The organism is Diaphorobacter oryzae DSM 22780 (assembly GCF_059568935.1).
The window spans coordinates 1-15,916 of sequence record NZ_JCANUL010000002.1 but is presented as its reverse complement, the minus strand read 5'-3'; the positions used below and the strand labels follow the sequence as shown (position 1 = coordinate 15,916).

Here is a 15,916-nt window from a genome sequence, read left to right as displayed (position 1 = left end):
GCCCCCGGCCTGCCGAACCAAGAGGCATTCGACCCCCACACATCTTCCCGCGAGAACCCACAGCCTATGTCAGCCCTCAGCGTCAACGACTACCTGCGCCAGCACATCCGCACCGTGCCCGACTGGCCGGCCCCCGGCGTGCAGTTCCGCGACATCACCCCGCTGCTCCAGGACCCCAAGGTGTTCCGCGTCATGATCGACGCCTTCGTGCACCGCTACATGGACCGCGGCCTGCGCCCCGACGTGGTGGCCGGCCTGGACGCGCGCGGCTTCATCCTGGGCGCCGTGGTGGCCTATGAGCTCAATGTGGGCTTCGTGCCGATCCGCAAGAAAGGCAAGCTGCCCTTCACCACGGTCGAAGAAACCTACGAGCTCGAATACGGCAGCGCCACCGTGGAGCTGCATGCCGACGCCGTGAAGCCGGGCGACCGCGTGCTCCTGATCGACGACCTGATCGCCACCGGCGGCACGATGATGGCCGGCAAGAACCTGCTGGAAAAACTCGGCGCCACCGTCATGGAGGGCGCTGCCATCGTGGACCTGCCCGAACTGGGCGGCTCGGCCCGCCTGCGATCGGCCGGGCTGCCGCTCTACACCCTGGTGGATTTCAGCGGCCACTGAGGCGGCGCACAGGCCCGCCGCACGCGCTCAGTTGAGTTCGCCGTACTGCGTCGAGCTCAGGTCCGACGCACGACCACCTTCCTGGCCGGGCATCACGGTGTCCTCGAAACCCGTGTGGGCCGGAGCGGGAGCCTGCGGCAGCAGCGGGCCGCTGCGCGTGGTGACACCCGCCGCAGCCGGCGCCGGCACGGGGCGCACGGCCGCCGCGCTCACCAGGGCCTGCTTGAAGGCCGCCACCTCATCGGCCTCGATGGGCTCGAAGCGCGCCGCGGTGCGGGACGGCGCGGGCGGAGCCGGCGGCACCAGAGGGGCCGGGCGCGAGGACAGCACCGGGGTCTGCGGGCGCGGTGCTGCCACGGACGGCGGCGCCGAGATGATGGGCGAAGCGGGAGGCTGGAACGCAGGCACCTGGGCCGGCACCTGTGCCGCGGCCGGGCGTGGCGGCGCGGCGGTGGCGACCTGGTCGTTGGTGCGCCAGTACACCGCCGTCACCAGAATATCGAAGCGGGCCTTGGCGGCCTGCACGATCTGCGACTCGATCCCCCGCAGACGAGGCATGTCGCCGCCGTATTCCTGCGCCAGGTCCATCATCACCAGGAACTGCGCGCCGCGCTGGTCCAGCGACAGCACCTTGAACTTGTAGCCCGCCGACAGCACGCCGGCACGCACCATGGCATCGCGCACCACGGTGTAGAGCAGCTCGCGGCGCTCCATGCGCTCATTCTTGCGCGCCGCGCCCTGTTCCTGCGACGGCTCCAGCAAGGGCTTGCTGGCACGCCCCTGCGCCGCGGGCGCTGCCGCGCCCGTCAGCGGCGCGGCAGAAGTGGCGGCCTGGCGCGGACGCGGCGCCTGGGGCTTGGATTTGCGGGTGAACCAGCTGAACAACGACATGCCGTGCCTTCTTGGGAAGCGCGTGAAAAACGCTGGCAAGTGTACTGCGCGCCCTGGTCAGTGGCGTGACAACAACAGTGCCGGCACACCACCATCGTGCGCCAGGCCACAGTCCTGTCCGCGGGATGGGCCCCGTCAGGTGGCGGCGACGCGGCGGCGGCGGTTGCCCAGGCGCTTGGCCAGCACCGCGCCCGCGGCCATGGCCAGTTGCAGCGCCACCGCCGGCTGGCGGTTGGAGAGTTCGGAAAAGCGCAGCGCCGGCAGGCTCCACAGCCGGCTGGGCGCGCCCGCCTGCACCGTGGCGCTGCGCGGGCGGTGCGAGAAGAAGGCACCCTCGCCCACCACCGAGCCCGGGCCGACGATGGCCAGCCGCAGCCGCTGCTTCTCATCCTCGAAGTGCACGCTCAGGGAACCACTTTCCACCAAGTACAGCGTGCGGTCGACCGTTCCCTGGGCGAACAGCACCTGACCTGCCGGCATGCTCACGGGCAGCAGATAGGCGGACAGCAGATCCCACTGCTCGGGGCTGAGCACGTTGTTCATGCTGTCGTCCGAGGACGCCTGGCTGATCGCTTGTACCAGCCCGGTCAGGTCGACCTTGGGGGAAGAGGGTGTGGTGATGGCATTCATCGGGCGCGAAAGGTAACGCGGCCGCGTCATCTGCACAAGCACTCATTACCACTCCTTACACATGGCCCGGGGCCGCGGCGGCCCTACTTGCCGATGCAGAAGCTGGAAAAGATGACGCCCAGCAGGTCGTCCGAGCTGAATTCGCCGGTGATGGTGTTGAGCGCGTTCTGCGCCAGGCGCAGCTCCTCGGCCAGCAAGTCCAGCGCCGGGCCGGTGCTTTCCAGCTGGGCCGCCGCCTCCATGAGGTGGGCGTCCACGGCGCGCAGGGCCTCGATGTGGCGCGCGCGGGCGATGTACACCCCTTCCGCGGCGGACTGCCAGCCCGCGATCTGCAGCAACTGGTGCCGCAGCGCGTCCAGCCCCTCGCCCGTGCGGGCGGACAGCCGCACCGCCACGCGGCCGGCATCGTCGGCCGGCGCGGGCGGGGCCGCGGCGTCGGTCTTGTTCCAGACATCGATCACCGGCACGCCCGCGGGCAGCCGGTCGGCCAGGGCGGCGACGATGGCGGCGTCGGCGGCCCGGTAGTCGGGGGCGTCCATGCGCGTGAGGTCGTGCAGGAACAGCACGGCGTCGGCGCCGGCGATCTCGTCCCAGGCGCGCGCGATGCCGATGCGCTCCACCTCGTCCTCGCTCTCGCGCAGGCCCGCCGTGTCGATCACATGCAGGGGCACGCCCTCAATCTGGATGGTCTGCTGCACCTTGTCGCGCGTGGTGCCGGCGATGGGGGTGACGATGGCCAGCTCGGCCCCCGCCAGGGCGTTGAGCAGCGAGCTCTTGCCGGCGTTGGGCTGGCCCGCGATCACCACCTTGATGCCCTCGCGCAGCAGCGCGCCCTGCTGCGCGCGCTGCATCACGGCGGCCAGGGTGTGCTGCAAGTTCGATAGCTGCCCGCGCGCGTCCGCCTTGCGCAGGAAGTCGATTTCTTCTTCGGGAAAGTCGAGCGTGGCCTCGACCAGCATGCGCAGGTGCACCAGGGCATCGCGCAGGCCGTGGATCTCCTGCGAGAACGCGCCCGACAGCGAGCGGCCCGCGCTGCGCGCGGCGGCCTCGGTGCTGGCGTCGATCAGGTCGGCGATGGCCTCGGCCTGGGCCAGGTCGATCTTGTCGTTGAGGAAGGCGCGCTCGGTGAATTCGCCGGGCTCGGCCAGGCGCAGGCGCGCCAGCGCGCCGCCCTGCGCGGCCTCCAGGCAGCGCGCCAGCAGCAGCTGCAGCACCACGGGGCCGCCGTGGGCCTGCAGCTCCAGCACGTCCTCGCCGGTGTAGCTGTGCGGCGCGGGAAAGAACAGGGCCAGGCCCCGGTCAATGGGCTGGCCCGCCGCGTCGGGGAAGGGCAGGTAGTGCGCCTCGCGCGGGCGCAGGCCGCGCCCCAGCAGGGCCTGCACGAAGGGCGCCAGCCCGCGTCCGGACACGCGCACGATGCCCACGGCGCCGCGCCCCGGTGCGGTGGCGATGGCGGCAATGGGATCGTGGTGGCGGGCGAGCATGGCGGATATTTTGCTATAAAAAAAGAAGCTGCCAGCGCTTGATGAAAAATCGATTCAGGCACAAACATGCCTGAATCACTTATCTACCAAGCGCAAGCAGCTATCGTTTTTACTTGATGGTCGTCCAGGCCGGCATCGGGCGGTCGTCCGCGCGGTGCGGGGTCTGCACGTTCTTGCGCATCGCCCAGGGGCGGATCTGGTGGTGCAGCGGCAGGTAGTAGTACTCGTCCTTCACGAGCTTGAGCGCGTCGTTGAGGAGCGCGTCGCGCTTGGGCTGGTCCATCTCGACCTTGATCTGGTTGATCATGGCGTCCAGCTTGGGGTCGCTGAAGCGGCCGCCGTTGTACACGCCGGCGGAGGTCTTGCCGTCCTTGGTGCTCATGAGCGAGTCGAGCGAGTACAGCGCGTCGAACGTGGCCACGCCCCAGCCGAACAGGTAGGCGCTGACGTCGTTGTTCAGCACGCGGGTGACGAACTGGGCCATGGGCGCCGTCTGCAGCTGGGTCTTGACGCCGATGCGCGTCCACATGGCGGTGACGGCCTGGCAGATGGCCTCGTCGTTCACGTAGCGGTCATTGGGGCAGTCGAGCTTGAGCGAAAAGCCGTTGGGATAGCCGGCGTCGGCCAGCAGCTTCTTGGCGGCCTCGACGTCGTACTTGGCGGCGCGCTCGTCGAGCGACTTGCTCCAGCCATGGACCATGGGCGCCACCATGGTGCCCGCGGGCACCGACAGGTTGCGCATAGTGCGGCTGTGCAGGCCGGCGGCGTCGATCGCCTGGTACAGCGCCTGGCGCACGCGCTTGTCCTTGAGCGGGTTCTTGCCGGGCGTGCCGGCGCCGGGCAGCTCGTCGCGGAACTGGTCCAGGCCCAAGTAGATGGTGCGGTTCTCGGCACCCTCGATGAGCTGGATGTCGGGGCTGGCCTTCATGCGCGCCAGGTCCTGCGGCGGGGGATCGACGACGAAGTCCACCTGGCCCGAGATCAGGGCCGCGGAGCGCGTGGCGGCCGACTTGATGGGGGTGAACACCACTTCGTCGATGTTGCCCTTGGGCTTGTCCCACCAGTTCGGGTTCTTCTTGAGCGTGACCTTCACGTCGGGCTGCCAGCCCGCCATGGAGAAGGGGCCGGTGCCGTTGGCGTTGCGCGAGGCGTAGTTCTCTTCCTTGGCGGCGTAGTCCTGCGACTTCACAGAGTTGTGCTTCTCGGCCCAGGCCTTGTTCAGGATGCGCGCCTCGGTCAGCTCACGCAGCAGGATGGGGTTGGGGCCCTTGAGGATCAGGTCCACGGTGTGGTCGTCGACCTTCTTGACCTCCTTGACGCTCTGCACGGCGGTCATCATGTTGGACGGAGGCGTCATGGCGCGGGTGAGCGAGAACACCACGTCGTCGGCCGTGAACGGCGCGCCGTCGTGGAATTTGACGCCCTTGCGCAACTCGAAGCGTACCTGCGTGGGCGACACCTGGGTCCATTTCGTGGCCAGCGCGGGCTCGATCTGGTACTTGGCGTCGTAACGCACCAGGCTCTCGTACACCTGCTGCAGGAAGGCGTGCGTGGTCTGGTGGTTCTGGGCGTGGGGGTCCACGGTGAGGATGTCGTTGGCTCCCGCCCAACGCATGGTCGCCGCATTCACGGTTCCCGCAGCCATGAGCACGGCCGCTCCCAACATGCCCAGTTTGAAGGTTTTACGCTGAATCATCCGCTTGGCTCCTATGTGTTGATGTCATTTACTACCGGATCACGTAGTAGCCAAGCATCGTACCGAAAACAACAACGGCCGCAGAGCGGCCGTCGTCATTCTTTGGCGGGTCCGGCGCGAAAGCGCCGGTGCCATTAGCGGAACTTGGGCAGGTTGAACTGCGGCGGCACGCCCATGCGGGTGTTGATGATCCACTGCTGGGCAATGGACAGGATGTTGTTCGTCAGCCAGTACAGCACCAGGCCGGCCGGGAAGAAGAAGAACATCACGCTGAACATCAGCGGCATGAGCCACATCATCTTGGCCTGCATCGGGTCCGGCGGCGCGGGGTTCAGCGCCGTCTGCAGCAGCGAGCTGGCCGTCATCAGCAGCGGCAGGATGAAGAACGGGTCGGGCGAGGACAGGTCCTTGATCCAGCCGATCCAGGGCGCGTTGCGCATCTCCACGCTGGACAGCAGCACCCAGTACAGCGCGATGAACACCGGGATCTGCACCATGATCGGCAGGCATCCGCCCATGGGGTTCACCTTTTCCTCGCGATAGATGCGCATCATCTCCTGCTGCATCTGCTGCGGCTTGTCCTTGAGGCGCTCGCGCATCTCCATGATGCGCGGATTGATGGCCTTCATCTTCGCCATGGAGGCATAGGCCTTGGCGTTGAGCCAGTAGAACGCGATCTTCAGCAGGAACACCAGGGCCACGATGGACCAGCCCCAGTTGGCGATCACCTTGTGCAGCTGGTCCAGCAGCCAGTACAGCGGCTTGGCCAGGATGGTGAGCCAGCCGTAGTCCTTCACCAGCTCCAGGCCGGGGGCCAGCTTCTCCAACATGGTCTCGATCTGCGGGCCCGCGAACAGGCGCGCGTCGAGGGCCTTGGACTGACCCGGTGCGATCTCGCCCAGCGGCGTGATCATGCCCACCGAGTACAGGTTGGCGTCTACCTTGCGCACGAACAGGTCGCGCTGCAGGCCGTCGGCCAGCAGCCACGCGGTGGCGAAATAGTGCTGCACCATGGCCACGTAGCCGTTAGAGGACGACTTGTCGATCTCGGCCTTGCCGTTCTCGATGTCCTTGAACTCGACCTTGTGGTACTTCTTGGCCTCGGTGTAGACGGCCGGGCCGGTGAAGGTGGAATAGAACGACGACTCGCCCGCCGGCTTGTTGCCGTCGCGCGCCAGCTGCAGGTACAGCTGCGGCGACACGGGGGCCGCGCCGGTGTTGAGCACCTCGTGCTTCACGGCCACCTCATAGCTGCCGCGCTTGAGGGTCCAGGTCTTGACCAGCTTCACGCCGCCCAGGTCCGGCGACTCGAAGCGCACCGCCAGCTCGCTGTCGCCCTCCTTCAGCTCGCGCGGTCCCGGCACCACCGCCATGGGGGTCTTGTGCGTAGGGAAGGCGCCGCCGATCAGGCCCGTCTGCGCCACATAGACGCGGCTGGCGCTCTCGTCCAGCAACAAGAAGGGCTTGGACTTGTCTTCCATCTCCGGGTACTGCAGCAGCTCGCCGTGCACCAGCGAACCACCTTCGCTGTCGAAGCTCAGGCGCAGCACATCGGTGCTCACGGTCACGCGCTCGCGCGGAATGGCCGCCGGCTGGGCCGGCGCGCTCACCGGGGGCTGGGCCGCGGTACCGGGCACGGCGCCGGTGGCCACCGGCACGCTGGATGCACCCGCGGCGGCAGATGCCGGGGCTGCCGGCGCGCTGGTGGTCTGGGCCGGGGGCGTGGGAAAGAAAGTGGCCTGCTTGCCGTTATGGATCTGCCACTTGTCCCACAGCAGAACTATGGAAAAGCCAAAGATCACCCACAGGATGGTGCGGCGGATGTCGTTCATGAAGTCTTCGTAGGTGAGGAAGATGGGGGATCGGAAGGCACGAGCCGCGAGAACAGGCGCATGCTGCGCGGCAGTTCCTGCGGCATGGGGTCGAGCCCGCCCTCGCACCAGGGGTGGCAACGCGCCAGGCGTCGCACGGTGAGATAGCTGCCCGCTGCGGCGCCATGCCGTTCCAGAGCCTGCAGAGCGTACACTGAGCAAGTGGGCTCAAAGCGACAGGCCGATCCGAGCCAGGGGCTTAGCAGCAGCCGGTAGCCCCGGACCAGCCCCATGAGCAGGGCGCGCATCATGGCGCCACTCCCTTGGGCGCGGCGGCCGGCATGCTGCGCCGCTCGGCAGCCGCGAAGAGCTGCTGCAGCTCGGCGCGCACGGCCTGCCGTAGCGCGTCCGACGTGGCGCTGACAAAGTGCTTGCGGTCGAAGCCCGCCCGCAGGCGCACCACATGGGCGGCCGTCGGCATCCGCGGCGCGAAATCGCTGGCCACGGCATAGATCTGGCGCTTGATGGTGTTGCGCGTGACAGCGCGACGCGCCCAGCGCTTGGGCACCATGGCACCCAGCCAAGGCCCCGCACTCCCCTGCGCAACGACAAACAGGGCCCACGACTCCTGCGCTTTCGGCGCGGAGTCGGGCCCTGTGGTCGGCTGCACCCCGGCCTCTGCGCCAGCCGGCAACTGGAGCCGGTGCAGCGCAAAGTGCGCGGTACGGGAGACCGTGCCTCCCGCCAGGGTGGCCTGGAACTGGGGACGGGTTTTCAGCCGGTGCATGCAGGCAGCGTCCCGGCGCGGGAGCAGACCAGGATGCGGCCGAAAGCCGAGCGGCCCGGCCTCAGACGGCCAGACGCTTGCGGCCCTTGGCGCGGCGAGCGTTGATGACGGCGCGGCCGCCGCGCGTCTTCATGCGCACGAGGAAACCGTGGGTACGGGCACGGCGCGTCTTGGAAGGCTGGTAAGTACGTTTCATGTTCAATTCCTTGAAGGTTCAGTTACAGGCGCTGCTTCGATCGGCCGCGCCCGCCGAGCCCGCCACAGTTCACATGAAAGCGGCCGCCCGGGCTTGATCACCCTGAACGCATTCAGGGAAACCGGCAATTATTGCAGGCTCGGCGAAGCCTGGCAATGCCAGGGTTGAAATATGGCGACGGCGCCACGGCCTCGCTGCGCCCCTCCAGATTGTGGATAACTCCTTGACAAGCTAGAATCGCCGGCCTTGCACCGTTCCTCCTATCCACAACAAGAACCACCCGAAATGACCGAGGAACCTCACACTTCCAGCCACGACGACAGCGCCAGCGCAGGCCAGGGTCTGTGGCAGGCCTGCGTCGAACAGCTGGCGCAGGATTTGCCCGAGCAGCAGTTCAATACCTGGATCAAGCCCCTGGTGGCCCAGGTCTCCGCGGACTTCTCCAAGGTCACCCTGCTGGTGGCCAACCGCTTCAAGCTCGACTGGATCCGTGCCCAGTACGCGGGGCGGATTTCCGCCTTGCTGGAGGGTCTGTACGGCCAGCCTGTCACCCTGGAGTTAGCGCTTGCTCAGCGGGAATCCGTTGTACGCACTTACGTTCGCCCGGTTTCTTCCGAACCCCAGACACCTACGGAAAGCCCCAGCCCGGCGGCGGCCGACGAGGCGCCCACCGGCGTCTTTCGCACCCGGCTCAATCCCGCGCTGACCTTCGAGACCCTGGTCGAGGGCACGGCCAACCGCATGGCGCGCTCGGCCGCCATGCATGTGGCGGGCTCGCCCGGCCATCTGTACAACCCGCTGTTCATCTATGGCGGCGTGGGCCTGGGCAAGACCCACCTGATGCATGCCGTGGGCAACAAGCTGCTGCAGGACAAGCCCGACGCCAAAGTTCTCTACATCCACGCCGAGCAGTTCGTGTCGGATGTGGTCAAGTCCTACCAGCGCCGCACCTTCGACGAGTTCAAGGAACGCTACCACTCGCTCGACCTGCTGCTAATTGATGACGTGCAGTTCTTCGCCAACAAGGACCGCACGCAGGAAGAATTCTTCAACGCCTTCGAGGCCCTGCTGGCCAAGAAGAGCCACATCGTGATGACGTCGGACACCTATCCCAAGGGTCTGACGAACATCCACGACCGCCTGGTGTCGCGCTTCGACTCCGGCCTGACGGTGGCATTGGAACCCCCCGAGCTGGAGATGCGCGTGGCCATCCTGATCAACAAGGCCCGCGCCGAAAGCGCCGACATGCCCGAGGAAGTGGCCTTCTTCGTGGCCAAGAACGTGCGCTCCAACGTGCGCGAGCTGGAAGGCGCGCTGCGCAAGATCCTGGCGTATTCGCGTTTCAACCAGAAGGAAGTCTCGATCCAGCTGGCGCGCGAGGCGCTGCGCGACCTGCTCTCCATCCAGAACCGCCAGATCAGCGTGGAGAACATCCAGAAGACCGTGGCCGACTACTACAAGATCAAGGTCGCGGACATGTATAGCAAGAAGCGCCCCGCGTCGATCGCCCGTCCGCGCCAGATCGCCATGTACCTGGCCAAGGAGCTGACGCAAAAGAGCCTGCCCGAGATCGGCGAGCTGTTCGGCGGGCGCGACCACACCACGGTGCTGCACGCGGTGCGCAAGATTGCCGGCGAGCGCCAGCAGCTGACCGAGCTGAACCAGCAGCTGCATGTGCTGGAACAGACGCTCAAGGGGTGACGGCCCCATGGAGCGAAAAGGCCTGCCGCGCGCTAAAGCACGCCCGTTCGCGGGCAAAATGGCGCGTTGGACGGCCAGAGAGGGGGCATTGCCCGTGCCGCCGTCTGTGCACCCATCCCAAAACCACCAAAGGTTGACGACATGATTGTCCTGAAGGCCACACAAGACAAGGTTCTCGCCGTTCTGCAATCGGTGTCCGGCATCGTCGAGCGCCGGCATACGCTGCCCATCCTGGCCAATGTGCTGATCCGCAAGACCGGCAACGCGCTGCAGCTCACCACCAGCGACCTGGAGATCCAGATCCGCACCACGGCCGAACTGGGCGGCGACACGGGCGACTTCACCACCACCGTGGGTGCGCGCAAGCTCATCGACATCTTGAAGACCATGCCGTCCGACCAGACGGTGAGCCTGGAGTCGAGCCAGTCCAAGCTGATCCTCAAGGGCGGCAAGAGCCGCTTCACGCTGCAGAGCCTGCCGGCCGAGGACTTTCCGCTGGTGCAGGAGTCGGCGGCGTTCGGCCCGGCCTTCAGCGTGCCGCAGAAGGTGCTCAAGGACCTGATGGGCCAGGTGTCGTTCGCCATGGCGGTGCAGGACATCCGCTACTACCTGAACGGCATCCTGTTCGTGGCCGAGGGCAACACCCTGAGCCTGGTGGCCACCGACGGCCACCGCCTGGCCTTCGCCAGCGCCACGCTCGACGTGGAGGTGCCCAAGCAGGAGGTGATCCTGCCGCGCAAGACCGTGCTGGAGCTGCAGCGCCTGCTGTCGGATGCCGACGGCGCCATCGAGATGCAGTTCGCCAACAACCAGGCCAAGTTCAGCTTCGGCGGCATGGAGTTCGTCACCAAGCTGGTGGAGGGCAAGTTCCCCGACTACAACCGCGTGATCCCCAAGAGCCACCACAACGGCGTGACCCTGGGCCGCGCCCCGCTGCTGGCCAGCCTGCAGCGCACGGCCATCATGACCAGCGACAAGTTCAAGGGCGTGCGTCTGAACCTGGAGCCCGGCCTGCTGCGCGTGGCGTCCAGCAACGCCGAGCAGGAAGAAGCCGTGGACGAGCTCGACATCGACTACGGCGGCGACACCATCGAGATCGGCTTCAACGTCACCTACCTCATCGACGCCCTGGCCAACATGGGCCAGGACATGGTGAAGATCGAGCTGGCCGACGGCAACAGCTCCGCGCTGATGACCATTCCCGACAACGACCGCTTCAAGTACGTCGTGATGCCGATGCGCATTTGATTGCTACTATTTTTATAGCTGCTTGCGCTTTATCTACGGGCGCTAGCGGCCAATTTGACCCTATATCGCCATCGGCACGCCGTGCCGATGCGCCTGGACCGAAGGCAGCCCTTTCATGACCGCAGAGCACCAGCAGCCCGCATCCGACGAGCCCATCACCGCCCCCACCGACCAGCCCACGGCATCGGTCGCCGGCAGCGACGGCTACGGCGAAGGCGCCATCCAGATCCTGGAGGGCCTGGAGGCCGTGCGCAAGCGCCCGGGCATGTACATCGGCGACACCAGCGACGGCACGGGCCTGCACCACCTGGTGTTCGAGGTGGTGGACAACTCCATCGACGAGGCCCTGGCCGGCCACTGCGACGACATCGTCGTCACCATCCACACCGACAACTCGATCAGCGTCACCGACAACGGCCGCGGCATTCCCACCCGCGTGAAGATGGACGACAAGCATGAGCCCAAGCGCTCGGCCGCCGAGATCGCGCTGACCGAACTGCACGCCGGCGGCAAGTTCAACCAGAACAGCTACAAGGTCTCGGGCGGCCTGCACGGCGTGGGCGTGTCCTGCGTGAACGCGCTGTCCAAGAAGCTGCGCCTGACGGTGCGCCGCGACGGCCAGACCCACCAGCTCGAGTTCTCCAAGGGCGTGGTGCAAAACCGCCTCATCGAGACGGTGGACGGCTTCGAGGTCTCGCCCATGAAGGTCGTCGGCCCCACGGAAAAGCGCGGCACTGAGGTGCGCTTTCTGCCCGACACCGAGATCTTCAAGGAGAACCACGACTTCCACTACGAGATCCTGGCCAAGCGCCTGCGCGAGCTGTCCTTCCTGAACAACGGCGTGCGCATCCGCCTCATTGACGAGCGCACGGGCAAGGAAGACGACTTCTCGGGCGCCGGCGGCGTCAAGGGCTTCGTGGAGTTCATCAACGGCACCAAGAAGGTGCTGCACCCCACGGCCTTCCACGCCACGGGTACGCGCCCGGCCGAAACCTACGGCGGCATTCCCGGCACCGAGATCGGCGTGGAAGTCTCCATGCAGTGGAACGACGGCTACAACGAGCAGGTACTGTGCTTCACCAACAACATCCCGCAGCGTGACGGCGGCACCCACCTGACCGGCCTGCGCGCCGCCATGACGCGCGTGATCGGCAAGTACATCGAGCAAAACGAGCTGGCCAAGAAGGCCAAGGTCGAGGTCAGCGGCGACGACATGCGCGAAGGCCTGTGCGCCGTGCTGTCCGTGAAGGTGCCCGAGCCCAAGTTCAGCAGCCAGACCAAGGACAAGCTGGTGTCGAGCGAGGTGCGCGCGCCGGTCGAGGACATCGTCGCCAAGACGCTCACCGAATACCTCGAAGAAAAGCCAAACGACGCCAAGATCCTGTGCGGCAAGATCATCGAAGCCGCCCGCGCCCGCGAGGCCGCCCGCAAGGCCCGCGAAATGACGCGCCGCAAGGGCGTGCTGGACGGCATGGGCCTGCCCGGCAAGCTGGCCGACTGCCAGGAGAAAGACCCCGCGCTGTGCGAGATCTACCTGGTGGAGGGTGACTCCGCCGGCGGCTCTGCCAAGCAGGGCCGCGATCGCAAGTTCCAGGCCATCCTGCCGCTGCGCGGCAAGATCCTGAACGTGGAAAAGGCGCGCTACGAAAAGCTGCTGTCCAGCAACGAAATCGTCACCCTGATCACCGCCCTGGGCACCGGCATCGGCAAGGCTGGCGCCGACAGCGGCAAGAGCGGCGCCGACGACTTCGACGTGGCCAAGCTGCGCTACCACCGCATCATCATCATGACCGACGCGGACGTGGACGGCGCCCACATCCGCACGCTGCTGCTCACCTTCTTCTACCGCCAGATGCCCGAGCTGGTGGAGCGCGGCCACATCTACATCGCCCAGCCGCCGCTGTACAAGGTCAAGAACGGCAAGGAAGAGCTGTACCTGAAGGACGCCGCGGCGCTGGACACCTTCCTGCTGCGCGTGGCCCTGAACCACGCCAGCATCACCACCGGCGGCGACCAGCCCCGCACGCTGACCGGCGAAGAGCTGGGCACGCTGGCGCTCACGCACCAGCACGCCGAGCAGGTCATCCACCGCCTGTCCGCCTTCATGGACGCCGAGGCGCTGCGCGCCGTGGCCGACGGCGTTGCCTTCAACCTTGACACCCTGCAGGACGCCCAGGCCAGCGCCGTCCAACTGCAGGCCAAGCTGCGCGAGCTCAACACCAACGGCGTGCCCGCCGACGTGGCCGGCGAGATCGACCCGCGCACCGACAAGCCCATCCTGCGCATCAGCCGCCACCACCACGGCAACATCAAGAGCAGCATCATCACGCAGGACTTTGTGGCCGGCGACGACTACGCCGCCCTGACCGAGGCCGCCCACAGCTTCCGCGGCCTGATCCAGGAAGGCGCCAAGGTCATGCGCGGCGAGGGCGACAAGCAAAAGGAAGAGAAGGTCAGCGACTTCCGCCAGGCCATGCAATGGCTCATCCGCGAAGCCGAACGCACCACCAGCCGCCAGCGCTACAAGGGCCTGGGCGAGATGAACCCCGAGCAGCTGTGGGAAACGACGATGGACCCCGAAGTGCGCCGCCTGCTGCGCGTGCAGATCGACGACGCCATCGAAGCCGACCGCGTGTTCACCATGCTGATGGGCGATGAGGTGGAGCCGCGGCGGGACTTCATCGAGACCAATGCGCTGCGGGCGGGGAATATTGACGTTTGATGTTGTAGGTTCTCATTGATCTTGCAAATATTCTCAGTACTTGCAAATAGCGCTAAGCAAAACGCCTAATCATGTTGGGCGTTTTTTAGCTAGATCCACGAAAGAACCCCACGTCCCACCCAGGAGTACCCTCATCCTGAGCGCGAATTCAACGCCCGCGCCCTGGCGCAATAAATCCGCCTGCTTCAACAACGTGAGCACAGCGTTCGGTAGTTGGGCTCCAGTGGATTCAGGCACATGCCGCCAACACGGCCACTTTGCCGACACCGGCACAGCGTGCTCAGCAGGAGATAGCCCCAGCATCGTCAGGGCTATTTTTTCGATTTTCCGTACGCAGGCTCGGCCGACGCGCTTGCATGCAGGGCTACTAGCCCAACGTTGTTGGAATCTCAATGGGGCAAGCTCAGCAGATCATTGCGCATACGACCTACGCTGAAGGCTCTGGATGCCGCCGTTAAGGCGGCTAAAAATAGACGCATGGCATTCTGGGGCGCGAGGGGCCTAATCGAGGAAGGCCGCTATCCCAGTGCTAAGGGGGTATTGGCGCGCGCTGGTCTGAACACAACCAGGATAGATCGTCAGTTCTGCATCGAGGTGATCGCATGCTCCACTGCCAGCCACAAGATCAGTCCCCCAGCCGTACAAACGTCACATTGAACTCCTTGCTCTGCCGATGCTGTTGCATGCGGTTGGCGAAGCTGAAGACGTCGTTCATCTCGCAGCGTTGAAACACGTCCAGTCCACGGCTGAGCACGATCTTCCAGCCATGGTCGGTAGTGATGTCGCGGTCATGTTTAGTCCCTGAGGTGTCGTACGCCCAAGAGAACTGAATCCCAATGGATGAACAGGCCGAAGCCATCTTCTGGAAGTTCTCGGTCTGGCGGTCACCGTTGAACTCGTCTTCCACGGTCACTACATGAACCGCAACCTCGTCCTCAGGCGTTGATACTCGGCTGATGGTCTCCAGCAGCTCCATCAGGTTTCGCTGTTGGTGGAACATTCGCAGATACGGGTCGGTCACGATGATCCGCTTCGCGCCTGCTAAGTACGCGCCGAACAGCTTGTCGAACACTACCCCACGCTGATTCTCCTGGAACACCAAGTGCTGCTCTTTCAGCGTGCCAGCGACCGATGCGTCACTCCCTACCGGAACGCTAGTCCTCAATGGCGTAGGCGCTGCTGATGGCGTGGCTGCGATTCGCGTTGTCGTATCAAGCACTGGCGACGTATCGGCAGAAGCCTCAGTCGCAACGCGCTGGTGGTAGGCCGCTGGGTACTCCTCCTCCTCCAGCGTCGCCACGGGATGCTCTTTGCCCTGCTGATCGAAGTAGGTGAAGCGAACGGCCGGATATGTCGAGTCAATCCGTAGCAACTGATCCTTGACCCGTTTCCTGCCCTCGACCGCAGCCCGCAGCAGTGCTTCGATCTCCTCCGCGCTCGCCTCCCCGTGGGGGTAGATCACCTTCATCAACCCCGAGAAGGTCTTGTTGATGCCATCGCGGTCGCGTGTCGAGATGTCATCAGACAGCCTGAAGTGCGCCTTGTACCGATCAGAGGAATCGTGATTGCGAAGCGCCCGCAAGATCTCCGCCAGGTAGTCCACGACGAAGCCATAGCCGCTGGAGAACATCTCTCCCCGAATCACGTCCACCTCCCAGCCCGGGATATAGCTATGGATACGGTCCAGGAAGGCCGAATCATGGAACTTCTCTGGCAATGGATCGAACAGGTCCGAATGCTTGAGCATGTACGGCACCGTGTGGTCCGTGTTGCCCACGAACACCATGCTGGCCTCGGCGCCCAGCGTTTCCACGCCGCGCGAGAACGACTTGTTCGCCATGTAGTTCTTCATGATGTCCACCAGCGCCTTGTCCACGCGCTTCTGCTTGCCGGCGAACTCGTCAAAGGCGACCACATCCCAATAGCCCACCAGGCCCAGCTTCCCCGTACCGTTGTGACCGAACAGCTTGGGTACGGTTACCTCACCACCGGAGATCAGAATGCCGTGTGGCGAGAACTCCGAGAAGATGTGTGTGTTGATTTCCACGCAGAAATGACCCACTGACCCCCAGGATTTCCATCTAAATCTGACCCACGTACTAACCCTAGCCTGCTGCTTTGCTGAGCAG

General features: G+C 65.6%; 13 protein-coding genes. 4 read left to right on the top strand and 9 right to left on the bottom strand.

The genetic code is table 11. The features are described 5' to 3' along the window. Nucleotides 1–66 precede the first annotated feature (66 nt). Entirely contained in the window at nucleotides 67–621 is a 555-nt protein-coding gene (locus BP68_RS03365) for an adenine phosphoribosyltransferase (protein ID WP_496369119.1), read from the top strand. Nucleotides 622–648: 27 nt separating this feature from the next. Here the strand turns inward: BP68_RS03365 and BP68_RS03360 are convergent, their stop codons facing one another. The 8 genes from BP68_RS03360 to rpmH form a co-directional block, all read right to left on the bottom strand. After that, the gene (locus tag BP68_RS03360) at nucleotides 649–1,512 is read right to left on the bottom strand and encodes a hypothetical protein (RefSeq protein ID WP_496369117.1); all 864 of its coding nucleotides are present in this window, start codon (nucleotides 1,510–1,512) and stop codon (nucleotides 649–651) included. Between the two features lie 135 nt (nucleotides 1,513–1,647). Then, nucleotides 1,648–2,142, bottom strand: coding sequence for a Crp/Fnr family transcriptional regulator (locus BP68_RS03355; protein WP_496369115.1), 495 nt, complete (start codon nucleotides 2,140–2,142; stop codon nucleotides 1,648–1,650). An 83-nt stretch (nucleotides 2,143–2,225) separates the two neighbouring features. Beyond that, nucleotides 2,226–3,626, bottom strand: coding sequence for a tRNA uridine-5-carboxymethylaminomethyl(34) synthesis GTPase MnmE (gene mnmE, locus BP68_RS03350; protein ID WP_496369113.1), 1,401 nt, complete (start codon nucleotides 3,624–3,626; stop codon nucleotides 2,226–2,228). Between the two features lie 109 nt (nucleotides 3,627–3,735). After that, nucleotides 3,736–5,322, bottom strand: a complete 1,587-nt coding sequence (locus BP68_RS03345) for an ABC transporter substrate-binding protein (RefSeq protein WP_496369111.1) — start codon at nucleotides 5,320–5,322, stop codon at nucleotides 3,736–3,738. A gap of 134 nt (nucleotides 5,323–5,456) precedes the next feature. Continuing rightward, entirely contained in the window at nucleotides 5,457–7,154 is a 1,698-nt protein-coding gene (gene yidC, locus BP68_RS03340; protein ID WP_496369109.1) for a membrane protein insertase YidC, read from the bottom strand. Beyond that, complete coding sequence (gene yidD / locus BP68_RS03335; protein WP_496369107.1) at nucleotides 7,151–7,444, bottom strand: membrane protein insertion efficiency factor YidD; 294 nt, start codon at nucleotides 7,442–7,444, stop codon at nucleotides 7,151–7,153. Before yidD ends, yidC begins: the two co-directional genes overlap by 4 nt. Continuing rightward, entirely contained in the window at nucleotides 7,441–7,920 is a 480-nt protein-coding gene (locus BP68_RS03330) for a ribonuclease P protein component (protein WP_496369105.1), read from the bottom strand. Before BP68_RS03330 ends, yidD begins: the two co-directional genes overlap by 4 nt. A gap of 61 nt (nucleotides 7,921–7,981) precedes the next feature. Beyond that, complete coding sequence (rpmH, locus tag BP68_RS03325) at nucleotides 7,982–8,116, bottom strand: 50S ribosomal protein L34 (protein ID WP_005798102.1); 135 nt, start codon at nucleotides 8,114–8,116, stop codon at nucleotides 7,982–7,984. A gap of 285 nt (nucleotides 8,117–8,401) precedes the next feature. On the opposite strand from rpmH, the gene dnaA reads away from it, so the two are divergent. The 3 genes from dnaA to gyrB all read left to right on the top strand — a co-directional run bounded on the left by dnaA (nucleotide 8,402) and on the right by gyrB (nucleotide 13,787). Beyond that, the gene (gene dnaA / locus BP68_RS03320) at nucleotides 8,402–9,817 is read left to right on the top strand and encodes a chromosomal replication initiator protein DnaA (RefSeq protein ID WP_496369096.1); all 1,416 of its coding nucleotides are present in this window, start codon (nucleotides 8,402–8,404) and stop codon (nucleotides 9,815–9,817) included. A gap of 141 nt (nucleotides 9,818–9,958) precedes the next feature. Next, complete coding sequence (gene dnaN / locus BP68_RS03315; RefSeq protein ID WP_496369094.1) at nucleotides 9,959–11,065, top strand: DNA polymerase III subunit beta; 1,107 nt, start codon at nucleotides 9,959–9,961, stop codon at nucleotides 11,063–11,065. A 115-nt stretch (nucleotides 11,066–11,180) separates the two neighbouring features. Next, nucleotides 11,181–13,787, top strand: a complete 2,607-nt coding sequence (gyrB, locus tag BP68_RS03310) for a DNA topoisomerase (ATP-hydrolyzing) subunit B (protein ID WP_496369092.1) — start codon at nucleotides 11,181–11,183, stop codon at nucleotides 13,785–13,787. Nucleotides 13,788–14,412: 625 nt separating this feature from the next. On the opposite strand, the gene BP68_RS03305 is transcribed toward gyrB, so the two are convergent. Further along, entirely contained in the window at nucleotides 14,413–15,834 is a 1,422-nt protein-coding gene (locus tag BP68_RS03305; protein ID WP_496369090.1) for a BREX system Lon protease-like protein BrxL, read from the bottom strand. Between the last annotated feature and the right edge of the window lie 82 nt (nucleotides 15,835–15,916).

Excerpts from the sequence above, each read along its gene's own strand:
- dnaN (WP_496369094.1), top strand. The coding sequence starts at position 9,959 with ATGATTGTCCTGAAGGCCACACAAGACAAGGTTCTCGCCGTTCTGCAA.
- dnaA (WP_496369096.1), top strand. The coding sequence starts at position 8,402 with ATGACCGAGGAACCTCACACTTCCAGCCACGACGACAGCGCCAGCGCA.
- mnmE (WP_496369113.1), bottom strand. The coding sequence starts at position 3,626 with ATGCTCGCCCGCCACCACGATCCCATTGCCGCCATCGCCACCGCACCG.
- BP68_RS03345 (WP_496369111.1), bottom strand. The coding sequence starts at position 5,322 with ATGATTCAGCGTAAAACCTTCAAACTGGGCATGTTGGGAGCGGCCGTG.
- yidD (WP_496369107.1), bottom strand. The coding sequence starts at position 7,444 with ATGATGCGCGCCCTGCTCATGGGGCTGGTCCGGGGCTACCGGCTGCTG.
- BP68_RS03330 (WP_496369105.1), bottom strand. The coding sequence starts at position 7,920 with ATGCACCGGCTGAAAACCCGTCCCCAGTTCCAGGCCACCCTGGCGGGA.
- BP68_RS03360 (WP_496369117.1), bottom strand. The coding sequence starts at position 1,512 with ATGTCGTTGTTCAGCTGGTTCACCCGCAAATCCAAGCCCCAGGCGCCG.
- rpmH (WP_005798102.1), bottom strand. The coding sequence starts at position 8,116 with ATGAAACGTACTTACCAGCCTTCCAAGACGCGCCGTGCCCGTACCCAC.
- yidC (WP_496369109.1), bottom strand. The coding sequence starts at position 7,154 with ATGAACGACATCCGCCGCACCATCCTGTGGGTGATCTTTGGCTTTTCC.
- BP68_RS03365 (WP_496369119.1), top strand. The coding sequence starts at position 67 with ATGTCAGCCCTCAGCGTCAACGACTACCTGCGCCAGCACATCCGCACC.
- gyrB (WP_496369092.1), top strand. The coding sequence starts at position 11,181 with ATGACCGCAGAGCACCAGCAGCCCGCATCCGACGAGCCCATCACCGCC.
- BP68_RS03355 (WP_496369115.1), bottom strand. The coding sequence starts at position 2,142 with ATGAATGCCATCACCACACCCTCTTCCCCCAAGGTCGACCTGACCGGG.